We start from the raw sequence: 15,073 nt of genomic DNA on the forward strand, positions 1-15,073 counted from the left end.
CAGACTTGGCCCGCGGGGGATGTCAGCCGTTCGTCAATTCTGTTAACTTGGCCTGGTACGTGCACTTGATAATAGGTTGAACATGGATTTCAACGCCTGGCGCCGCCGCCGCATTTCCGATCCCGCCTACCGTTGGGCCCGCGACGCAATGCCCGGCCTGTCCGACACCGAACGCGAGGCCATCGAGGCCGGCGACGTCTGGTGGGATGCCGACCTGTTCACCGGCGACCCCGACTGGAACAAGCTGCTGGCCGTGCCCGCGGCCACGCTCACCGAGGCCGAGCAGCAGTTCCTGGACGGCCCGGTGGCGCAACTGTGCTCCATGCTCAACGAATGGGACATCACCTGGGCCCATGGCGACCTGCCCGAGCCCGTCTGGCGCTTCATGCGCGAACAGCGCTTCTTCGGCATGATCATCCCGCAGTCGTACGGCGGGCTGGGCTTCTCGCCCTACGCGCATTCCGAAGTGGTGCGGCGCATTTCGGCGTACTCGGTCACGGCGGGCGTCACTGTCATGGTGCCCAACTCGCTGGGGCCGGGCGAGCTGCTGCTGCAGTTTGGCACGCCCGAGCAACGCGACTACTGGCTGCCGCGCCTGGCCGACGGCACCGAAGTGCCTTGCTTCGGGCTCACCAGCCCCGAGGCCGGCTCCGACGCGGCCTCCATGACCGACACCGGCGTCGTGTGCCGCCAGGTCGTCGATGGCCAGGAAGTGCTGGGCATCCGGCTCAACTGGCACAAGCGCTACATCACGCTGGGGCCGGTGGCCACGGTGCTGGGGCTTGCGTTCAAGCTGCACGACCCCGACGGCCTGCTGGGCGGGCCGGCCGACATCGGCATTTCGGTGGCGCTGGTGCCCACCGACGCGCCGGGCGTCACCATCGGCCGCCGCCACCTGCCGTCCATGCAGGTGTTCCAGAACGGTCCCAACCAGGGCAAAGACGTGTTCGTGCCGCTCGACGCCCTGATCGGCGGCCCGGCCAAGGCCGGCCACGGCTGGCAAATGCTCATGAGCGCGCTGGCCGCCGGGCGCGGCATTTCGCTGCCGTCGCTGTCGGCCGCGGCGGCGGTGTATTGCGCCCATGTCACTGGCATGTACGCGCGCGTGCGCCAGCAGTTCGGCATTCCGGTGGGCCGCTTCGAAGGCGTCCAGGAAAAGCTCGGCCGCCTGGCCGCCAATGCCTACCTGGTCGAGGCGGCGCGCCGGCTGACCTGCGCGGCGCTCAACCAGGGCCAGAAGCCGGCCGTAGTGTCGGCCATCATGAAATACCACGCTACCGAACGCATGCGCGAGTCCGTCAACGACGCCATGGACGTGCACGGCGGCAAGGCGGTCATCGACGGGCCTGCGAATTACCTGGGTTCGCTGTACCGCGCCGTGCCCATTGCCATTACCGTCGAAGGCGCCAACATTCTTACGCGCTGCCTCATCATCTTTGGCCAGGGCGCCATCCGCGCGCATCCCTACCTGATGCGCGAAGTCACGGCGCTGGGCGACAGCGACGAAACCCGCGGCGCCCAGGCTTTTCATGAGGTCTTCTGGAAGCACATGGGGCATGCCGCCAGGAATACCTTGCGCGCCTGGGGCCGCGCCTGGACGGGCGGCCTGCTGGCCCGCGCGCCCGCCACCGGCCCCACGGCCCGGCACTACCGGCGCCTGGGCCGCTACGCCTCGGCCTTCGCGCTGCTGGCCGACGCGGCCATGGGTTCGCTGGGCGGCGCGTTGAAGCGCCGCGAAATGTTGTCGGCGCGGCTGGGCGACATTCTGGCCGAGCTCTATTTGCTGTCCGCCGTGCTCAAGCGCTGGGAAGACGAAGGCCGGCGCCATGTCGACCTGCCGCTGGTGCACTGGTGCATGGATGACGGCTGCGCCCGCATCGAAACGCGCATCGACCAGGTGCTGGCCAACTTGCCCGCCCGGCCGCTGGCCTGGCTGCTACGAGCGATGGTGTTGCCGGTGCGCCTGAATCGCGGGCCCAGCGACGCCCTGACGCGCGAGTGCGCCGACCTGCTGCTGGCGCCGTCGGCCACCCGCGACCGCCTGGCCGCAGACCTGCAGCGCGGCGACGGCGCCGACCCGGTGGCGCAACTAGAACGCGCCTTCGCATTGGTCAACGCCGTGCAGCCCCTGCACGACCGCCTGCGCCGCGAAGGCGTGCGCGACTGGCGCGAGGCCCGCCGCGGCGGCGCCATCACCGACGATCAGGCACGCCAGATCGAGGCTGCCGAGCAGGCCGTGGCGCAGGTGGTGGCGGTAGACGATTTCGCGCCAGGCGCGTTCGAGCGCGGGGCAGCGTAGGCCGCTTGTTTCCCTCGCCGCGGGAACTCTGCTGTAACCCAGGGGTCAGGCACCTGCGGAGCCTGACCCCTGCATGGCTGCGACGTAACGCAGGTGTCAGGCTCCCGGCAGGGTGCCTGACACCGATCGATTGAGACGGCTGTGGTCCGCAACGGGGTCAGGCACCTGCGGAGCCTGACCCCTGCATAGCTCCGGCGTAACGCAGGTGTCAGGCTCCCGGCAGGGTGCCTGACACCGATCGATTGAGACAGCTGTGGTGCGCAACGGGGTCAGGCACCTGCGGAGTCTGGCCCCTGCAGGGCTTCGGCGTAACGCAGGTGTCAGGCTCCCGGCAGAGTGCCTGACACCGATCGATTGAGACAGCTGTAGCGCACAACGGGGTCAGGCACCTGCGGAGCCTGCCCCCTGCATGGCTGCGGTGTAACGCAGGTGTCAGGCTCCCGGCAGGGTGCCTGACACCGATCGATTGAGACAGCTGTGGCGCACAACGGGGTCAGGCACCTGCGGAGCCTGCCCCCTGCATGGCTGCGGTGTAACGCAGGTGTCAGGCTCCCGGCAGGGTGCCTGACACCGATCGATTGAGACAGCTGTGGCGCGCAACGGGGTCAGGCACCTGCGGAGTCTGGCCCCTGCAGGGCTTCGGCGTAACGCAGGTGTCAGGCTCCCGGCAGAGTGCCTGACACCGATCGATTGAGACAGCTGTGGCGCACAACGGGGTCGGGCACCTGCGGAGCCTGACCCCTGCAGGGCTTCGGCGTAACGCAGGTGTCAGGCTCCCGGCAGAGTGCCTGACACCGATCGATTGAGACAGCTGTGGCGCACAACGGGGTCGGGCACCTGCGGAGCCTGACCCCTGCAGGGCTTCGGCGTAACTCAGGTGTCAGGCTCCCGGCAGGGTGCCTGACACCGATCGATTGAGACAGCTGTGGTGCGCAACGGGGTCAGGCACCTGCGGAGTCTGACCCCTGCAGGGCTTCGGCGTAACTCAGGTGTCAGGCTCCCGGCAGGGTGCCTGACACCGATCGATTGAGACAGCTGTGGCGCGCAACGGGGTCAGGCACCTGCGGAGTCTGACCCCTGCATGGCTTCGGCGTAACGCAGGTGTCGGGCTCCCGGCAGGGTGCCTGACACCGATCGATTGAGACAGCTGTGGTGCGCAACGGGATCAGGCACCCGCGGAGCCTGACCCCTGCAGGGCTTCGGCGTAACGCAGGTGTCAGGCTCCCGGCGGGGTGCCTGACACCGATCGATTGCGACAGCTGTGATGCGCAACGGGTCAGGCACCGATCGTCTAGCGCCTGTATCTGCGGCTAGTCGTCGCGGTTGGGGTCCATGCCGGGGAATAGCACTTCGGTGAACCCGAACTTCGAGAAATCCTCGATGCGCGACGGGTACAGCCGGCCGATCAGGTGATCGCATTCGTGCTGAACGACGCGCGCATGGAAGCCTTCTGCTTCGCGCTCGATGGGCTGCCCGTGCGGGTCGAAACCCCTGTAGCGGATATGCCGGTAGCGCGGCACCAGGCCGCGCAGGCCGGGCACCGACAGGCAGCCTTCCCAGCCGTCTTCGCGTTCGTCCGACCGCGGCGTGATCACCGGGTTGCACAGCACCGTCAGCGGCACCGGCGGGGCGTCGGGGTAGCGCTCGTTGTGCTCGAACCCGAAAATCACCAGTTGCAGGTCGACGCCGATCTGCGGGGCGGCCAGGCCCACGCCCTTGGCATGCACCATGGTTTCGAACATGTCGGCAACCAGTTCGTGCAGCTCGGGGGTGTCGAATTGCCCGACCGGCTGGGCAACCCGCAACAGGCGCGGGTCGCCCATCTTGAGAATGGCGTGGATCATGGTGTGCGCGGCTGGCGAGTCAGTCGGCCCGGCCCTTGTGCTGGATGAATTCGATCTTGTAGCCGTCGGGGTCTTCCACGAAGGCGATGACCGTGGTGCCGTGCTTCATGGGGCCGGCTTCGCGCGTGACCTTGCCGCCTTTTTGCTTGACCTTCTCACAGGCGTCGTAGGCGTCGTCGACTTCCAGGGCGATGTGCCCGTACCCGTTGCCCAGGTCGTAGTGGTCGGTGTCCCAGTTGTGGGTCAGCTCGATGACGGCGCCTTCGGATTCGTCTTGGTAGCCCACGAAGGCCAGCGTGAATTTGCCATCGGGATAGTCTTTGCGGCGCAGCACGCGCATGCCCAGGACATTGGTGTAGAAATCGATGGATTTGTCCAGGTTGCCGACGCGCAGCATGGTGTGCAGGAGACGCATGGGGAATTCCTTGTGCTAGAAGAGGCAGGGCCTTGCGGCCAAGCTTACATCGTAGCAAACCGCCCGGTCTCCTGCCGCGTGGCCGTCAGTCGGCTCCCAGTTTCAGCGGGTCGGGCTGGCGCTTTTCGATGGCCCATTTCAGCAGCGCCGCGCAACGGTAGATGCCGTGAGCGAACTTGCCGTAGGGCAAGGTCAGGAACAGGGCCATGACCATGCCCAGGTGAATGGCCAGCAGCAGGCCCATGGCTGGCGTGTCGCGCAGGCCCAGCAGCAGCAGGCCGGTAAGGCTGACCAGGAACAGCAGCGCGATGAAGCCGCGGTCCATGGGGCGCTGCGCCGCGTCGCCCTGCAGGGGGTGGCGCTTCACGTTCAGCCACAGCAACCCGGCCGGACCGACCAGCAAGCCGATGCCGCCCACCGTGCCCAGCAGCACGGGCAGGCTGGTAACCGGGTAGGGCGCCTGCCAGCCGAAGGCATAGTGGTACAGCGTGGCCACGCAGGTGGCGGCAAAGCACAGCATGAAGCCGTAGAACGTCAGGTGGTGGAAGCGCCGCCGGGCCAGGGTGAAGGCGTCGTCGGCGTTGTTGCAGCCCTTGCCGTGGCCGCCGTCCAGGTACCTGAGCCGCAGCGCGTCGTGGGTGGCCTCGGCCACCGCCGCGCCGCTGGCCGCGCCGGGCGACACGTCGCGCCAGAAGCGCGCCACGCCCACGCCCAGCGCCACGATGGCAAACAGGAACACCAGACCGAACATCAGCGCCAGCGTGTTGTGGGGGAAGATGGCGTAGAAATTGCCGGCCAGCGGCTCATGCAGCAGCCCGCCGGCCATGGCGGCCGCCAGCACCAGGAACAGCGCCAGGGCGCCGGCCACCGCCAGGGACAGGGTCAGGCCGTTGCGCCGGTAAAGCTTGCCCAGCGCGGCCGGCCAGGCATAGTCGGTGTAGGTTTGCACCCGCACCTTGGCCATGGCTTGCGGCACATTGACGCTGAATTCGTGCGGTGGCGCGTACTGACAGGCGTGCAGGCAGGCGCCGCAGTTGTGGCACAGGTTGGCCAGGTAGTTGATGTCGGCCTTGCCGAATTCCAGGCGGCGCGTCATGGCCGGAAAGACGGCGCAGAAGCCTTCGCAATAACGGCACGCATTGCATATCTGCATGACGCGCGCCACTTCGGTTTCGTTGTTGCTCAGGACGCCGCGCGCCTGGCGGGTGAGTTCTTCAAGCTGCTTCACGTTATGCTCCCGTTGCCCGCTGGGCCAGCGCCGCCGCGGCGGCGCGCGTGCCGGCTATGCGGCCGAAGGCCGTGCCGATCGACATGCCGACGCCGGCGGTATAGCCTTTGCCCAGCACGTTGCCGGCCATCATTTCGCCGGCCACGAACAGGTTGTCGCTGGGACGGTCGTTAAAGCGCACGGCGGCGGTGTCGTCCACCTTCAGCCCCAGGTAGGTGAAGGTAATGCCCGGCCGTAGCGCGTAGCCGTAGTAGGGCGGGGTGTCGATGGGGCGGGCCCAGTGGGTCTTGGCGGGTTGCACGCCTTCGGTGTGGCAGTCGTCGAGCGTGGTGTGGTCGAACGTGCCCACGCGGCAGGCCGCGTTGTAGCTGGACAGCGTCTGCATGAACCGGGCTTCGTCCAGGCCCAGCTTGCGCGCCAGTTCGGGCAGCGTGTCGGCCTGCACGCCGGGGAACACCGGGGGCATGAAGCGCCCCACGGCCTTGCTGTCGATAATGGAATAGGCGATTTGCCCGGGCTGCATGGCGGTCAGGCGGCCCCAGATGGCGTAGCGCTTGGGCCAGAAGTCTTCGCCTTCGTCGTAGAAGCGGTCGGCTTCGCGGTTGACCACCACGCCCAGCGACACGCAATCGATGCGCGTGCAGATGCCGCCGTCGTACAGAGGCGCGCGCGCGTCGATAGCCACGCAGTGCGACTGCGACGGATCGCCGATGGTGTCGGCGCCGGCGTCGATCATGAACTTCAGCAGCACGCCGGTGTTAAAGCGCGTGCCGCGGATCAGGAAGTTGTCGGCGGGCCATTCGCCGCGCTCGTTCTGGCCCCAGGCCTCGCGCAGCCATTCACGGTTGGACTCGAAGCCGCCGGCGGCCAGCACACAGGTGCGGGCGGTGTAGCGCTCGCCGCCCGCGCGCGCCGCCACAAAGCGGCCGTTGTCGAGTTCCAGCGAATCGACCAGGGTGTCGTAGCGGATTTGCACGCCCAGCGCTTCGGCGCTGCGATAGTAGGCGTTGACCAGCGCCTTGCCGCCGCCCATGAAGAAGGCGTTGGTGCGCGCCACGTGCAGCGCGCCGGACAGTGGCGGCTGGAAATTCACGCCATGCTTGCGCATCCAGTCGCGACAGGTGGACGATTCGCGGATTACTAGCCGCGCCAGGTGTTCGTTGGTGATGCCGCCCGTGACCTTGAGCAGGTCTTGCCAGTATTCCTCTTCGGGGTAGGCTTCCACCAGCACGTCTTGCGGCGCGTCGTGCATGCAGCGCAGGTTGCGCGTGTGTTGTGAATTGCCGCCGCGCCATTCGCGGGGCGCGGCTTCCAGCAGCAACACGCTGGCGCCCGCCTCGCGCGCCATCAGGGCCGCGCACAGCGCCGCGTTGCCGCCGCCGATTACCAATACGTCGATCATTGGGAAAGTTCCTGAAGTCAGCGCATGACTATAGGGCGCGGGGGCCGCGCCCGCCACGCCGGGATCGTCAATGGCTGTTCACGGTTTGTGAAGACTGGCACCGGGCCAGGCGCCCGAATGAACCAGTTCGCTGGCGGTGCGCGCCAGCAGCACGCGCGCCGCCAGCGCAGCGGGCGACAGTTCGTCGTCGGACAGGCTGACCAGCAGGTTGTGGCGCCTGAGATGGCGGTCGGAAATCAGCCGCAGCGCCAGGGGCTCGCCCTGCAGGCGGACCGTGGCCGCGCCGGGCTGGATGGTGGCGCCGAAGCCGTTGCGCACCAGGTCCATCAGCACGTCGAGCCCATCGATCTCGGCCACCAGGTTGGGCTCGACGCGCACCCGGCTGAAGCCGGCATTGACCAGCGAGCGCAGCCCATGGGCGATGCCGGGCAGCAGGTAAGGCAGGCCGCCGACGTCGCGCAGCCGCACCGGGCCCTCCGGCGGCAGGCCCGGCAGGTCGGGGCGGGCGATCAGGAACAGGCGTTCGTCGATCAGGGGCAGCACGCTCCAGCGGCGCGCCGCCTCGGCCTGGAAGACGATGGCCAGGTCGAGCTGGCGGGCGTTGAGCATGCTGGTCAGGTAGCCCGACAGGGTCTCGACCAGGCGCACGCGCACGTCGGGGTAGCGTTCGCGCATGGCGCGCATGAAAGGCAGGGCCAGTACCGAGGCCGTGGTGGCCGGCAGGCCGATGCTGACTTGTCCGGTCAGGCGCGATTCTTTGGCGGCCTGGGCCGCGCCGTCGGCATGGCGCAAGGCCAGCTGGGCCTGCCGCAGGAAGGCCAGGCCCGCGTCGGTGGGCATTACGCCGGTGGAGGTGCGCGTCAGCAGCCGGGTGGACAGCTCGCTTTCCAGGCGGCTGATCTGCTGGCTGAGCGCCGACGTGACCATGCCCAGTTCGGCGGCGGCGCGGCCCATGCTGCCCGATTCGGCCACCTTGACGAAGTACCTGAGCTGGCGCAGTTCCATGGGCGGCGCCTAGAACTGCGGCAGGCTGGCCGGATCGTGCCGCCGCAGCACGTTCTTGGCCTCTTCGAAGTCGGGCAGGATGTTGCCGACCTCGGCCCAGAAGTCGCGGCTGTGGTTCATTTCGCGCAGGTGCGCCAGCTCGTGGGCGATGACGTAGTCGATGATGGCGGGCGCGAAGTGGATCAGGCGCCAGTTCAGCATGATGTTGCCGTCGCTGGTGCACGAGCCCCAACGCGTGGCCGCCGACGACAGCCGCCAGCGGCGGATTTTCAGGCCGCTGATCTGCAGGAAATGCGCCAGGCGGGCGCCGAACAGCGTGCCGGCGCGCTGCTGCAGCCAGGCCTGGGCGGCATCGCGGATGCGCGAGGCGTCGGCGTCGGCGGGCAGCGCCAGCCACAGGGTGTCGCCGTCGTTGGGCGCATCGGCGTCGCCCGACAGGCGCGCCTGGCGCGACTCGGCGCCCACCCCCAGCACGATGCGCTTGCCCAGGTAGGGCAGTTCGCCGCCGGCCTGCCAGCGGGTCTGGGCCAGGGCCAGTTGTTCTTTGCGGGCCTGCCAGTCGCGCAGCTTGGCGAGGATCCAGCGAGATTTTTCGCGCACCGCGTCGTCGATTTGCGCCAGCGTGACCCAGTTGGGCGCGGTGACGCGCAGGCCGTCGTCGGCCACGACGAAGCCGATGCTGCGTCGGCGGGAGCGCAGCAGCACGAAGCCGATGGCCTGTTGTTCGGTGACGACCTCGCGCCAGCGGGCGCCTGGCGGCAGCGGATCGGGCCGCGGCGTGGCGACGGTGGCGGCAGGAGCGGAAGCGGGCGGCGGCGTCAGCAGGGGGGCGGCCTCGGGCGCGCGGGGCGCCGGGGCAGCGGGTTCGGCGAACAAAAGCTCAAGCTGGCCGTTGCTGGGCATACCTTTCGGGATTGAGTTGGCGCATTTCCCCTTCGATCCAGTCCTGTACCTTGGCGTTGAGCTCGTCGGGGGAGATTCCCTGCGATTCTATCGCGGGCCCGATGGACACGGTGATCATGCCGGGCCGCTTCACGAACGCATTGCGGCGCCAGCATTCGCCAGCGTTGTGGGCTACCGGGATGACCACCGCGCCGGTGCGCGAGGCCAGCAGCGCGCCGCCCATTTTGAAGCGCGCGGTCTTGCCGGGGGCTACCCGCGTGCCTTCGGGAAACAGCAGCGGCCAGCGGCCTTCTTCGAGCCGCACCTTGCCCTGGCGGATGACCTGCTCGAAGGCGTCGCGGCCCTTGGAGCGGTCGATGGGAATCATGCGCAGCAGCGCCAGGCCCCAGCCGAAGAACGGCAGCATGTGCAGTTCTTTCTTGTACACGTAGCAGACTTCGCGCGGCATGTGGGCCGGGAAGAACAGGGTTTCCCAGGCCGACTGGTGCTTGGACAGCAGGATGCAGCCGCCGTCGGGCAGGTTTTCCGCGCCCTTGATCTGCCAGCGGATGCCGCAGAACACCCGCGCGCCCCAGATAGCCAGGCGCGGCCAGCCCACCGTAAGCTTGTAGCGCCAGTGCAGCGGCAGCGGGGCCCAGAGAATACAGGCGATGGCGTACGGAATCACCGTAACCACCAGGAACACCATATACAGCAGCGAGCGTAGCCAGGCCATGGGTCAGGCTTCCTGCAACAGGGCGTCGGCCACGGCCGACAGGTCGCGGGCAACGCGCGTGCCGGGGGGCAGCTCGCCCTGGCGGGTCTTGCCGCCGTTGCCGGTCAGCACCAGCCAGGGCGTGCAGCCGACGGCGGCGGCCGCCTGCAGATCGCGCAGCGAGTCACCCACGGCGGGCACGCCGGCCAGATCGATGTCGTAGCGGCGGGCGATGTCGTGGTACATGCCCGGCAGCGGCTTGCGGCAGGCGCAGCCGTCGTCGGGGCCGTGCGGGCACAGGAAAATGGCGTCGACGGCGCCGCCGGCCTGGGCCAGTTCGCGGTGCAGCTTGGCATGAATGGCATTGAGCGTGGCCATGTCGAACAGGCCGCGCGCCACGCCCGACTGGTTGCTGGCCACCACCACCGTATAGCCGGCCTGCGACAGCCGGGCGATGGCAGCCAGGCTGCCCGGCAGGGCGATCCATTCATCGGGGCTTTTGACGAAGGCGTCGCTGTCCTGGTTGATGACGCCGTCGCGGTCGAGGACGATGAGCTTCACTGTGCCAACCTGGAAATATCGGCCACCTGGTTCATCATGCCGTGCAACTGCGCCAGCAGCGCCAGCCGGTTGGCGCGCACGGCCGGATCGTCGGCCATGACCATGACGTCGGCGAAGAACGCATCGACCGGCTCGCGCGCCTGGGCCAGCGTGCTGAGGCTGCCGGCGAAGTCGCCGGCCTGCAGCTGGGCCTCGGCCTGCGGGCGCAGCGCCGCGACCGCGGCGGCCAGCGCCTGTTCGGCGGGTTCGGCCAGGCGGCTGGCATCGACGGCGCCGATGTCGCCTTCGGCCTTCTTGAGCAGGTTGCCTATGCGCTTATTGGCGGCGGCCAGGCTGGCGGCTTCGGGCAGTTGGCCGAACGCCGTCACGGCCCGCACGCGCGCGGCGGCCTGGTGCAGCGGCGGGGCCAGCGCGATCACGGCGTCGACGGCATTGCGGTCGAACTCGGCGGCCAGTTGGTTGCGATAGCGTTCGTAGATGAAGGCGCGCACCTCGGGCACGGTGGCGGTCGCGATCTTGCCTGCGGGGAAGGTGCCCGCGGCCAGTTCCAGCAGGCCGTCGAGCGACAGCGGGCCGTTGGCGCTGGCAGCCAGCAGGCCGCCGGCAGCCAGTTGCTCGAAGGCGCTGATCAGGCCCAGCGCGGCGCGGCGCAGGCCGAACGGGTCGCGCTCGCCGGTGGGCGCCAAGCCGATGCCCCAGATGCCCACCAGGGTTTCGGCGCGTTCGGCGATGAACAGCACGGCCGCGGTCAGCGAGTCGGCGGTGACCGGGGCGTCGAGCCGGATGCGGTATTGCTCGCGCAGCGCCCGCACCACGTCGCCGGGCTCGCCGTCGCCGGCCGCGTAGTAGGCGCCCATGATGCCTTGCAGCTCGGGGAATTCGCCCACCATGTTGGTGCCCAGGTCGGCCTTGGCCAGCAGGGCCGCGCGATCGGCGGCCGCGGCGTCGCCGCCCAGCAGGCCGGCCACGCCGCGCGCGATGGCGCGCACGCGTTCGACGCGCTCGAGCTGGGTGCCCAGCTTGTTGTGGTAGACGATGCTGCCCAGCTGCTGCACGCGGGCGGCCAGCGGGGTCTTGCGGTCGGTGTCGAAGAAGAACTGGGCGTCGGCCAGGCGCGGGCGCACCACGCGCTGATTGCCTTCGACGATGTTGACCGGGTCGTCGGTGTGCATGTTGCTGACGATCAGGAAGCGGTGCGTCAGCTTGCCGGAGGCCGGGTCGAACAGCGGGAAGTACTTCTGGTTCAGCCGCATGGTGAGAATCAGGCATTCCTGCGGCACTTGCAGGAACTGCTCGTCGAACTGGCCCACGTACACCGTGGGGTGTTCGACCAGGGCGGTGACTTCGTCCAGCAGTGCGGCCACTTCGGGGTCGGTGCCCAGGGTGGCGCCCAGGCGCGCGGCATGCGCCTGCAGCTGGCTGTCGATTTCGGCGCGGCGCGCCTCGAACGAGGCCACCACGCGGCCCTGTTCGGCCAGCACGGTTTCATAGGCGTCGGCGTCGGCCACGTCGACCGGCGCATCCGCCATGAAGCGGTGTCCCAGGGTGCGGCGGCCGGCCGACAGGCCCAGCGCCGACACCGACACCACGTCGGCGCCATGCAGGGCGACCAGGCCATGCGCGGGGCGCACGAATTTCACGGTGGTGACGCCGTCGGCCAACTGGTAGCGCATGACCTTGGGAATGGGCAGGCCGTCGATGGCGGCGAGCAGGCCTTCTTGCAGCCCGTCGGCCAGCTTGGCGCCCGGAGCGGTGCCGCGCGCGACCAGGTAGTCTTGCTTGCCGTCGGATTCGCGCGCCAGGCTGGCGGGGGCGATGCCTTCCAAGCCCTTGGCGGCCAGCTTTTTCAGCAGGGCGGGCGTGGCGTTGCCGTCGGCGTCCAGGCCCACTTTCACGGGCATGAGTTTCTCGGCGTAGTCCTGGTCGGGAGCCTGCTCGCGCACCTGCGACAGGCGCACCGCCAGGCGGCGCGGCGTGGCGAAGGCGGTGGCCTGGCAGCCATCGGCCAGCAGGCCATGCTTGTGCAGCGTGGCGCGCACGCCTTCAGCGAAGGCCTGGCCCAGCTTTTGCAGGGCCTTGGGAGGAAGTTCTTCGGTCAGCAGTTCGACCAGCAGGGGGCGGGTGTTCGTTGTCATTCAGGCAGCCTCCCCGGCGCGGCGTCCGGTCAGCATGGGGAAGCCCAGTCGTTCACGGGAATCGTAGTAGGCCTGCGCCACGGCGCGCGACAAGTTGCGGATGCGGCCGATGTAGGCGGCGCGCTCGGTGACGCTGATGGCGCCGCGCGCGTCGAGCAGGTTGAAGGTGTGGGCGGCTTTCAGCGTGGCCTCGTAGGCGGGCAGCGCCAGGGGCACGTCCATCAGGCGCTTGGCTTCGGTTTCGTAGTCGTTGAAGTGCGCGAAAAGCATGTCGGCCGAGGCGTGTTCGAAGTTATAGGTGGACTGTTCGACTTCGTTCTGGTGGAACACGTCGCGGTACAGCACGCGGTTGCCGTGCGCGCCTTCGGTCCAGACCAGGTCGTACACGCTTTCCACGCCCTGCAGGTACATGGCCAGGCGTTCCAGGCCGTAGGTGATTTCGCCGGTGGTGGGCGTGCAGTCGAGCCCGCCCACCTGCTGGAAGTAGGTGAACTGGGTGACTTCCATGCCGTTGAGCCAGACTTCCCAGCCCAGGCCCCACGCGCCCAGCGTGGGGTTTTCCCAGTCGTCTTCGACGAAGCGGATGTCGTGCCGGGTGGGATCGATGCCCAGCGCCTTGAGGGAACCGATGTACAGGTCGAGGATTTCGGGGGGCGCCGGCTTCAGCACGACCTGGTACTGGTAATAGTGCTGCAGGCGGTTGGGGTTTTCGCCGTAGCGGCCGTCTTTGGGCCGGCGCGAGGGCTGCACGTAGGCCGCGCGCCAGGGCTCGGGCCCGATGGCGCGCAGGAAGGTGGCCGTATGCGAGGTGCCGGCGCCGACTTCCATGTCGTATGGCTGCAGCAGGGCGCAGCCCTGCTTGTCCCAGTAGTCCTGGAGCGTAAGGATGATTTGCTGAAAAGTGAGCATAGGATTCTTGGAATTCGGAACGCCGTGCGGGAAGTCCGCGCGGGCGGGTCCGGCCGCCTGGCGCGGGAAACCGGCCATTTTAACTGGCCCGGGGCGCGGCGGGGGCAGGCCGGGCGGCCAGACCCTGCGCGGCGCCGCCGCCGAGCCGCTGCGCTACGATGATTACTTTGGCCGCCAGCCCCGCATGGACCCCTTCCGCCACCTGCCCCCGTTGATGACGCTGCGCGCCTTCGAGGCGGTGGGGCGGCACCTGAGCTTCAGCCGCGCCGCCGAAGAGTTGTTCGTGACGCAGGGCGCCATCAGCCATCAAGTGCGCAAGCTGGAGCACGCGCTGGGCGGCCCGCTTTTCGTGCGCCGCACCCGGGCCATCGCCTTCACGCCGCGCGGCCAGGCGTACTACCAGCACGTGCGCGCGGCCCTGGACCTGCTGGCGCAGGCGTCACGGCAGGCGCGCGGGGCCCACGCCGCGGCGCCGCAACTGAAAATCGGCCTGCTGGCCTCGTTCGCGGCGCGCTGGCTGGTGCCGCGGCTACCCGCCTTCACCCAGGCCCATCCCGACATCGGCCTGCAGTTGGTGCCCGATATCGGGCTGGCCGATGTGGCGGCCGGCGACGTGGACCTGGCCATACGCTATGGCCGCGGCCATTGGCAGGGCGTGCACCTGGTCAAGCTGATGCCTGAATGCCTGGCGCCAGTGTGCGCGCCCGCCCTGCTGGGGCGGAGGCGGCGGTTCAAGTCGCCCGGCGAGATCCTGCGCTATCCGCTGCTGGTCTCGCACTCGCGCCAGCCATTCGAATGGGACCTGTGGTCGCAGGCGCAGCGGGTGGACTTGTCCAGCGCCCGCACAGTGCATTTGCACGACTACAACATCGTGATCGAGGCGGCCCTGGCGGGGCAGGGCATCGCGATGGGAAGGCTGCGCCTGATCCAGCCGCTGCTGGACGCGGGCGCCCTGGTGCCGCCGGCCGGGCAGGCAGACTGCCAGGATGAAAACACCGGCTGGTGGCTGGTGCTGCCGCGTTCGGCGCTGCCGGCGCCGGCGGCGGCCTTTTGCCAATGGATACAGGCCCAGGCCGCCCGGGAGCATATGGCCAACGCATGAATGCCGCTCATGCATCGGCCCCGATTTTTCATTGGTCAAGACGGCGGCGGGGCAGATAGCATCAGGCCTTGTCCATGTATTTGCAGAGGTGTGTTTCATGTCTTCCACGATTACTGCCCGCGTCCAGGCCCTGGGCCTGCCCCTGGAACCGGCCGGCGGCCCCGCGGCCAATTACGTTTCCAAGGTGCAGGTGGGCGACCTGCTGTTCGTGTCGGGCCAGGTGCCGCGCCAGGGCGACAAGCCCGCATGGCTGGGCCGGGTGGGCGACACGCTGAGCGAAGAGGAAGGCCGCCAGGCCGCTCGCCAGGCCGCGCTGGGTGTGCTGGCCCATCTGGCCGATGCGGTCGGCGACGACCTGGCGCGGGTGGCGCGCGTGGTGCGCCTGGGCGTGTTCGTGGCCTGCACGCCGGAATTCCAGCGCCAGAGCGCCGTGGCCGATGGCGCGTCCGACCTGATGGTCGAAGTGCTGGGCGAGGCCGGCCGCCACGCACGCACCGCGGTGGGCGTGGCATCGCTGCCGCGCGGCGTGGCGGTCGAGGTCGAGGCCATCATCCAGATCAAGCCCTAGGAGCGTCC

13 protein-coding genes are annotated in these 15,073 nt (G+C 68.8%); 3 read left to right on the top strand and 10 right to left on the bottom strand.

Annotated features, from left to right (window positions below):
* Positions 1–82 precede the first annotated feature (82 nt).
* Positions 83–2,299 carry an acyl-CoA dehydrogenase gene (locus BPET_RS03885; RefSeq protein ID WP_081482962.1) on the top strand — a complete coding sequence of 739 codons (2,217 nt, stop codon included), beginning with the start codon at positions 83–85 and terminating at the stop codon, positions 2,297–2,299.
* A 1,310-nt stretch (positions 2,300–3,609) separates the two neighbouring features.
* Here the strand turns inward: BPET_RS03885 and def are convergent.
* From def to glyQ, 10 genes are all read right to left on the bottom strand, one after another.
* Positions 3,610–4,143: a peptide deformylase gene (def, locus tag BPET_RS03890; protein WP_012247786.1), complete on the bottom strand. Its 534-nt coding sequence runs from the start codon at positions 4,141–4,143 to the stop codon at positions 3,610–3,612.
* A 19-nt stretch (positions 4,144–4,162) separates the two neighbouring features.
* Positions 4,163–4,558, bottom strand: coding sequence for a lactoylglutathione lyase (gene gloA, locus BPET_RS03895; protein WP_012247787.1), 396 nt, complete (start codon positions 4,556–4,558; stop codon positions 4,163–4,165).
* Positions 4,559–4,643: 85 nt separating this feature from the next.
* Entirely contained in the window at positions 4,644–5,786 is a 1,143-nt protein-coding gene (gene tcuB / locus BPET_RS03900; RefSeq protein WP_012247788.1) for a tricarballylate utilization 4Fe-4S protein TcuB, read from the bottom strand.
* 1 nt (position 5,787) lies between these two features.
* A complete protein-coding gene (tcuA, locus tag BPET_RS03905; RefSeq protein ID WP_012247789.1) occupies positions 5,788–7,188 on the bottom strand; it encodes an FAD-dependent tricarballylate dehydrogenase TcuA in 1,401 nt (466 codons plus the stop codon).
* Positions 7,189–7,266: 78 nt separating this feature from the next.
* Positions 7,267–8,193, bottom strand: coding sequence for a LysR family transcriptional regulator (locus BPET_RS03910; protein WP_012247790.1), 927 nt, complete (start codon positions 8,191–8,193; stop codon positions 7,267–7,269).
* 9 nt (positions 8,194–8,202) lie between these two features.
* Complete coding sequence (locus tag BPET_RS03915; RefSeq protein ID WP_012247791.1) at positions 8,203–9,096, bottom strand: M48 family metallopeptidase; 894 nt, start codon at positions 9,094–9,096, stop codon at positions 8,203–8,205.
* Positions 9,074–9,811 (bottom strand): lysophospholipid acyltransferase family protein, encoded by a 738-nt coding sequence (locus BPET_RS03920; protein ID WP_012247792.1) that lies wholly within the window; start codon positions 9,809–9,811, stop codon positions 9,074–9,076. Before BPET_RS03920 ends, BPET_RS03915 begins: the two co-directional genes overlap by 23 nt.
* A 3-nt stretch (positions 9,812–9,814) precedes the next feature.
* Complete coding sequence (gene gmhB / locus BPET_RS03925) at positions 9,815–10,351, bottom strand: D-glycero-beta-D-manno-heptose 1,7-bisphosphate 7-phosphatase (RefSeq protein ID WP_012247793.1); 537 nt, start codon at positions 10,349–10,351, stop codon at positions 9,815–9,817.
* Positions 10,348–12,486 (bottom strand): glycine--tRNA ligase subunit beta, encoded by a 2,139-nt coding sequence (glyS, locus tag BPET_RS03930; RefSeq protein ID WP_012247794.1) that lies wholly within the window; start codon positions 12,484–12,486, stop codon positions 10,348–10,350. Before glyS ends, gmhB begins: the two co-directional genes overlap by 4 nt.
* Complete coding sequence (gene glyQ / locus BPET_RS03935; protein ID WP_041863486.1) at positions 12,487–13,395, bottom strand: glycine--tRNA ligase subunit alpha; 909 nt, start codon at positions 13,393–13,395, stop codon at positions 12,487–12,489.
* Between the two features lie 184 nt (positions 13,396–13,579).
* Here glyQ and gcvA point away from each other — a divergent pair, with 184 nt between their 5' ends.
* Positions 13,580–14,497 (top strand): transcriptional regulator GcvA, encoded by a 918-nt coding sequence (gene gcvA / locus BPET_RS03940; protein WP_012247796.1) that lies wholly within the window; start codon positions 13,580–13,582, stop codon positions 14,495–14,497.
* 97 nt (positions 14,498–14,594) lie between these two features.
* Entirely contained in the window at positions 14,595–15,065 is a 471-nt protein-coding gene (locus BPET_RS03945; protein ID WP_012247797.1) for a RidA family protein, read from the top strand.
* Positions 15,066–15,073: the final 8 nt, after the last annotated feature.

Source organism: Bordetella petrii, from assembly GCF_000067205.1.
Lineage (GTDB): Bacteria > Pseudomonadota > Gammaproteobacteria > Burkholderiales > Burkholderiaceae_B > Bordetella_A > Bordetella_A petrii.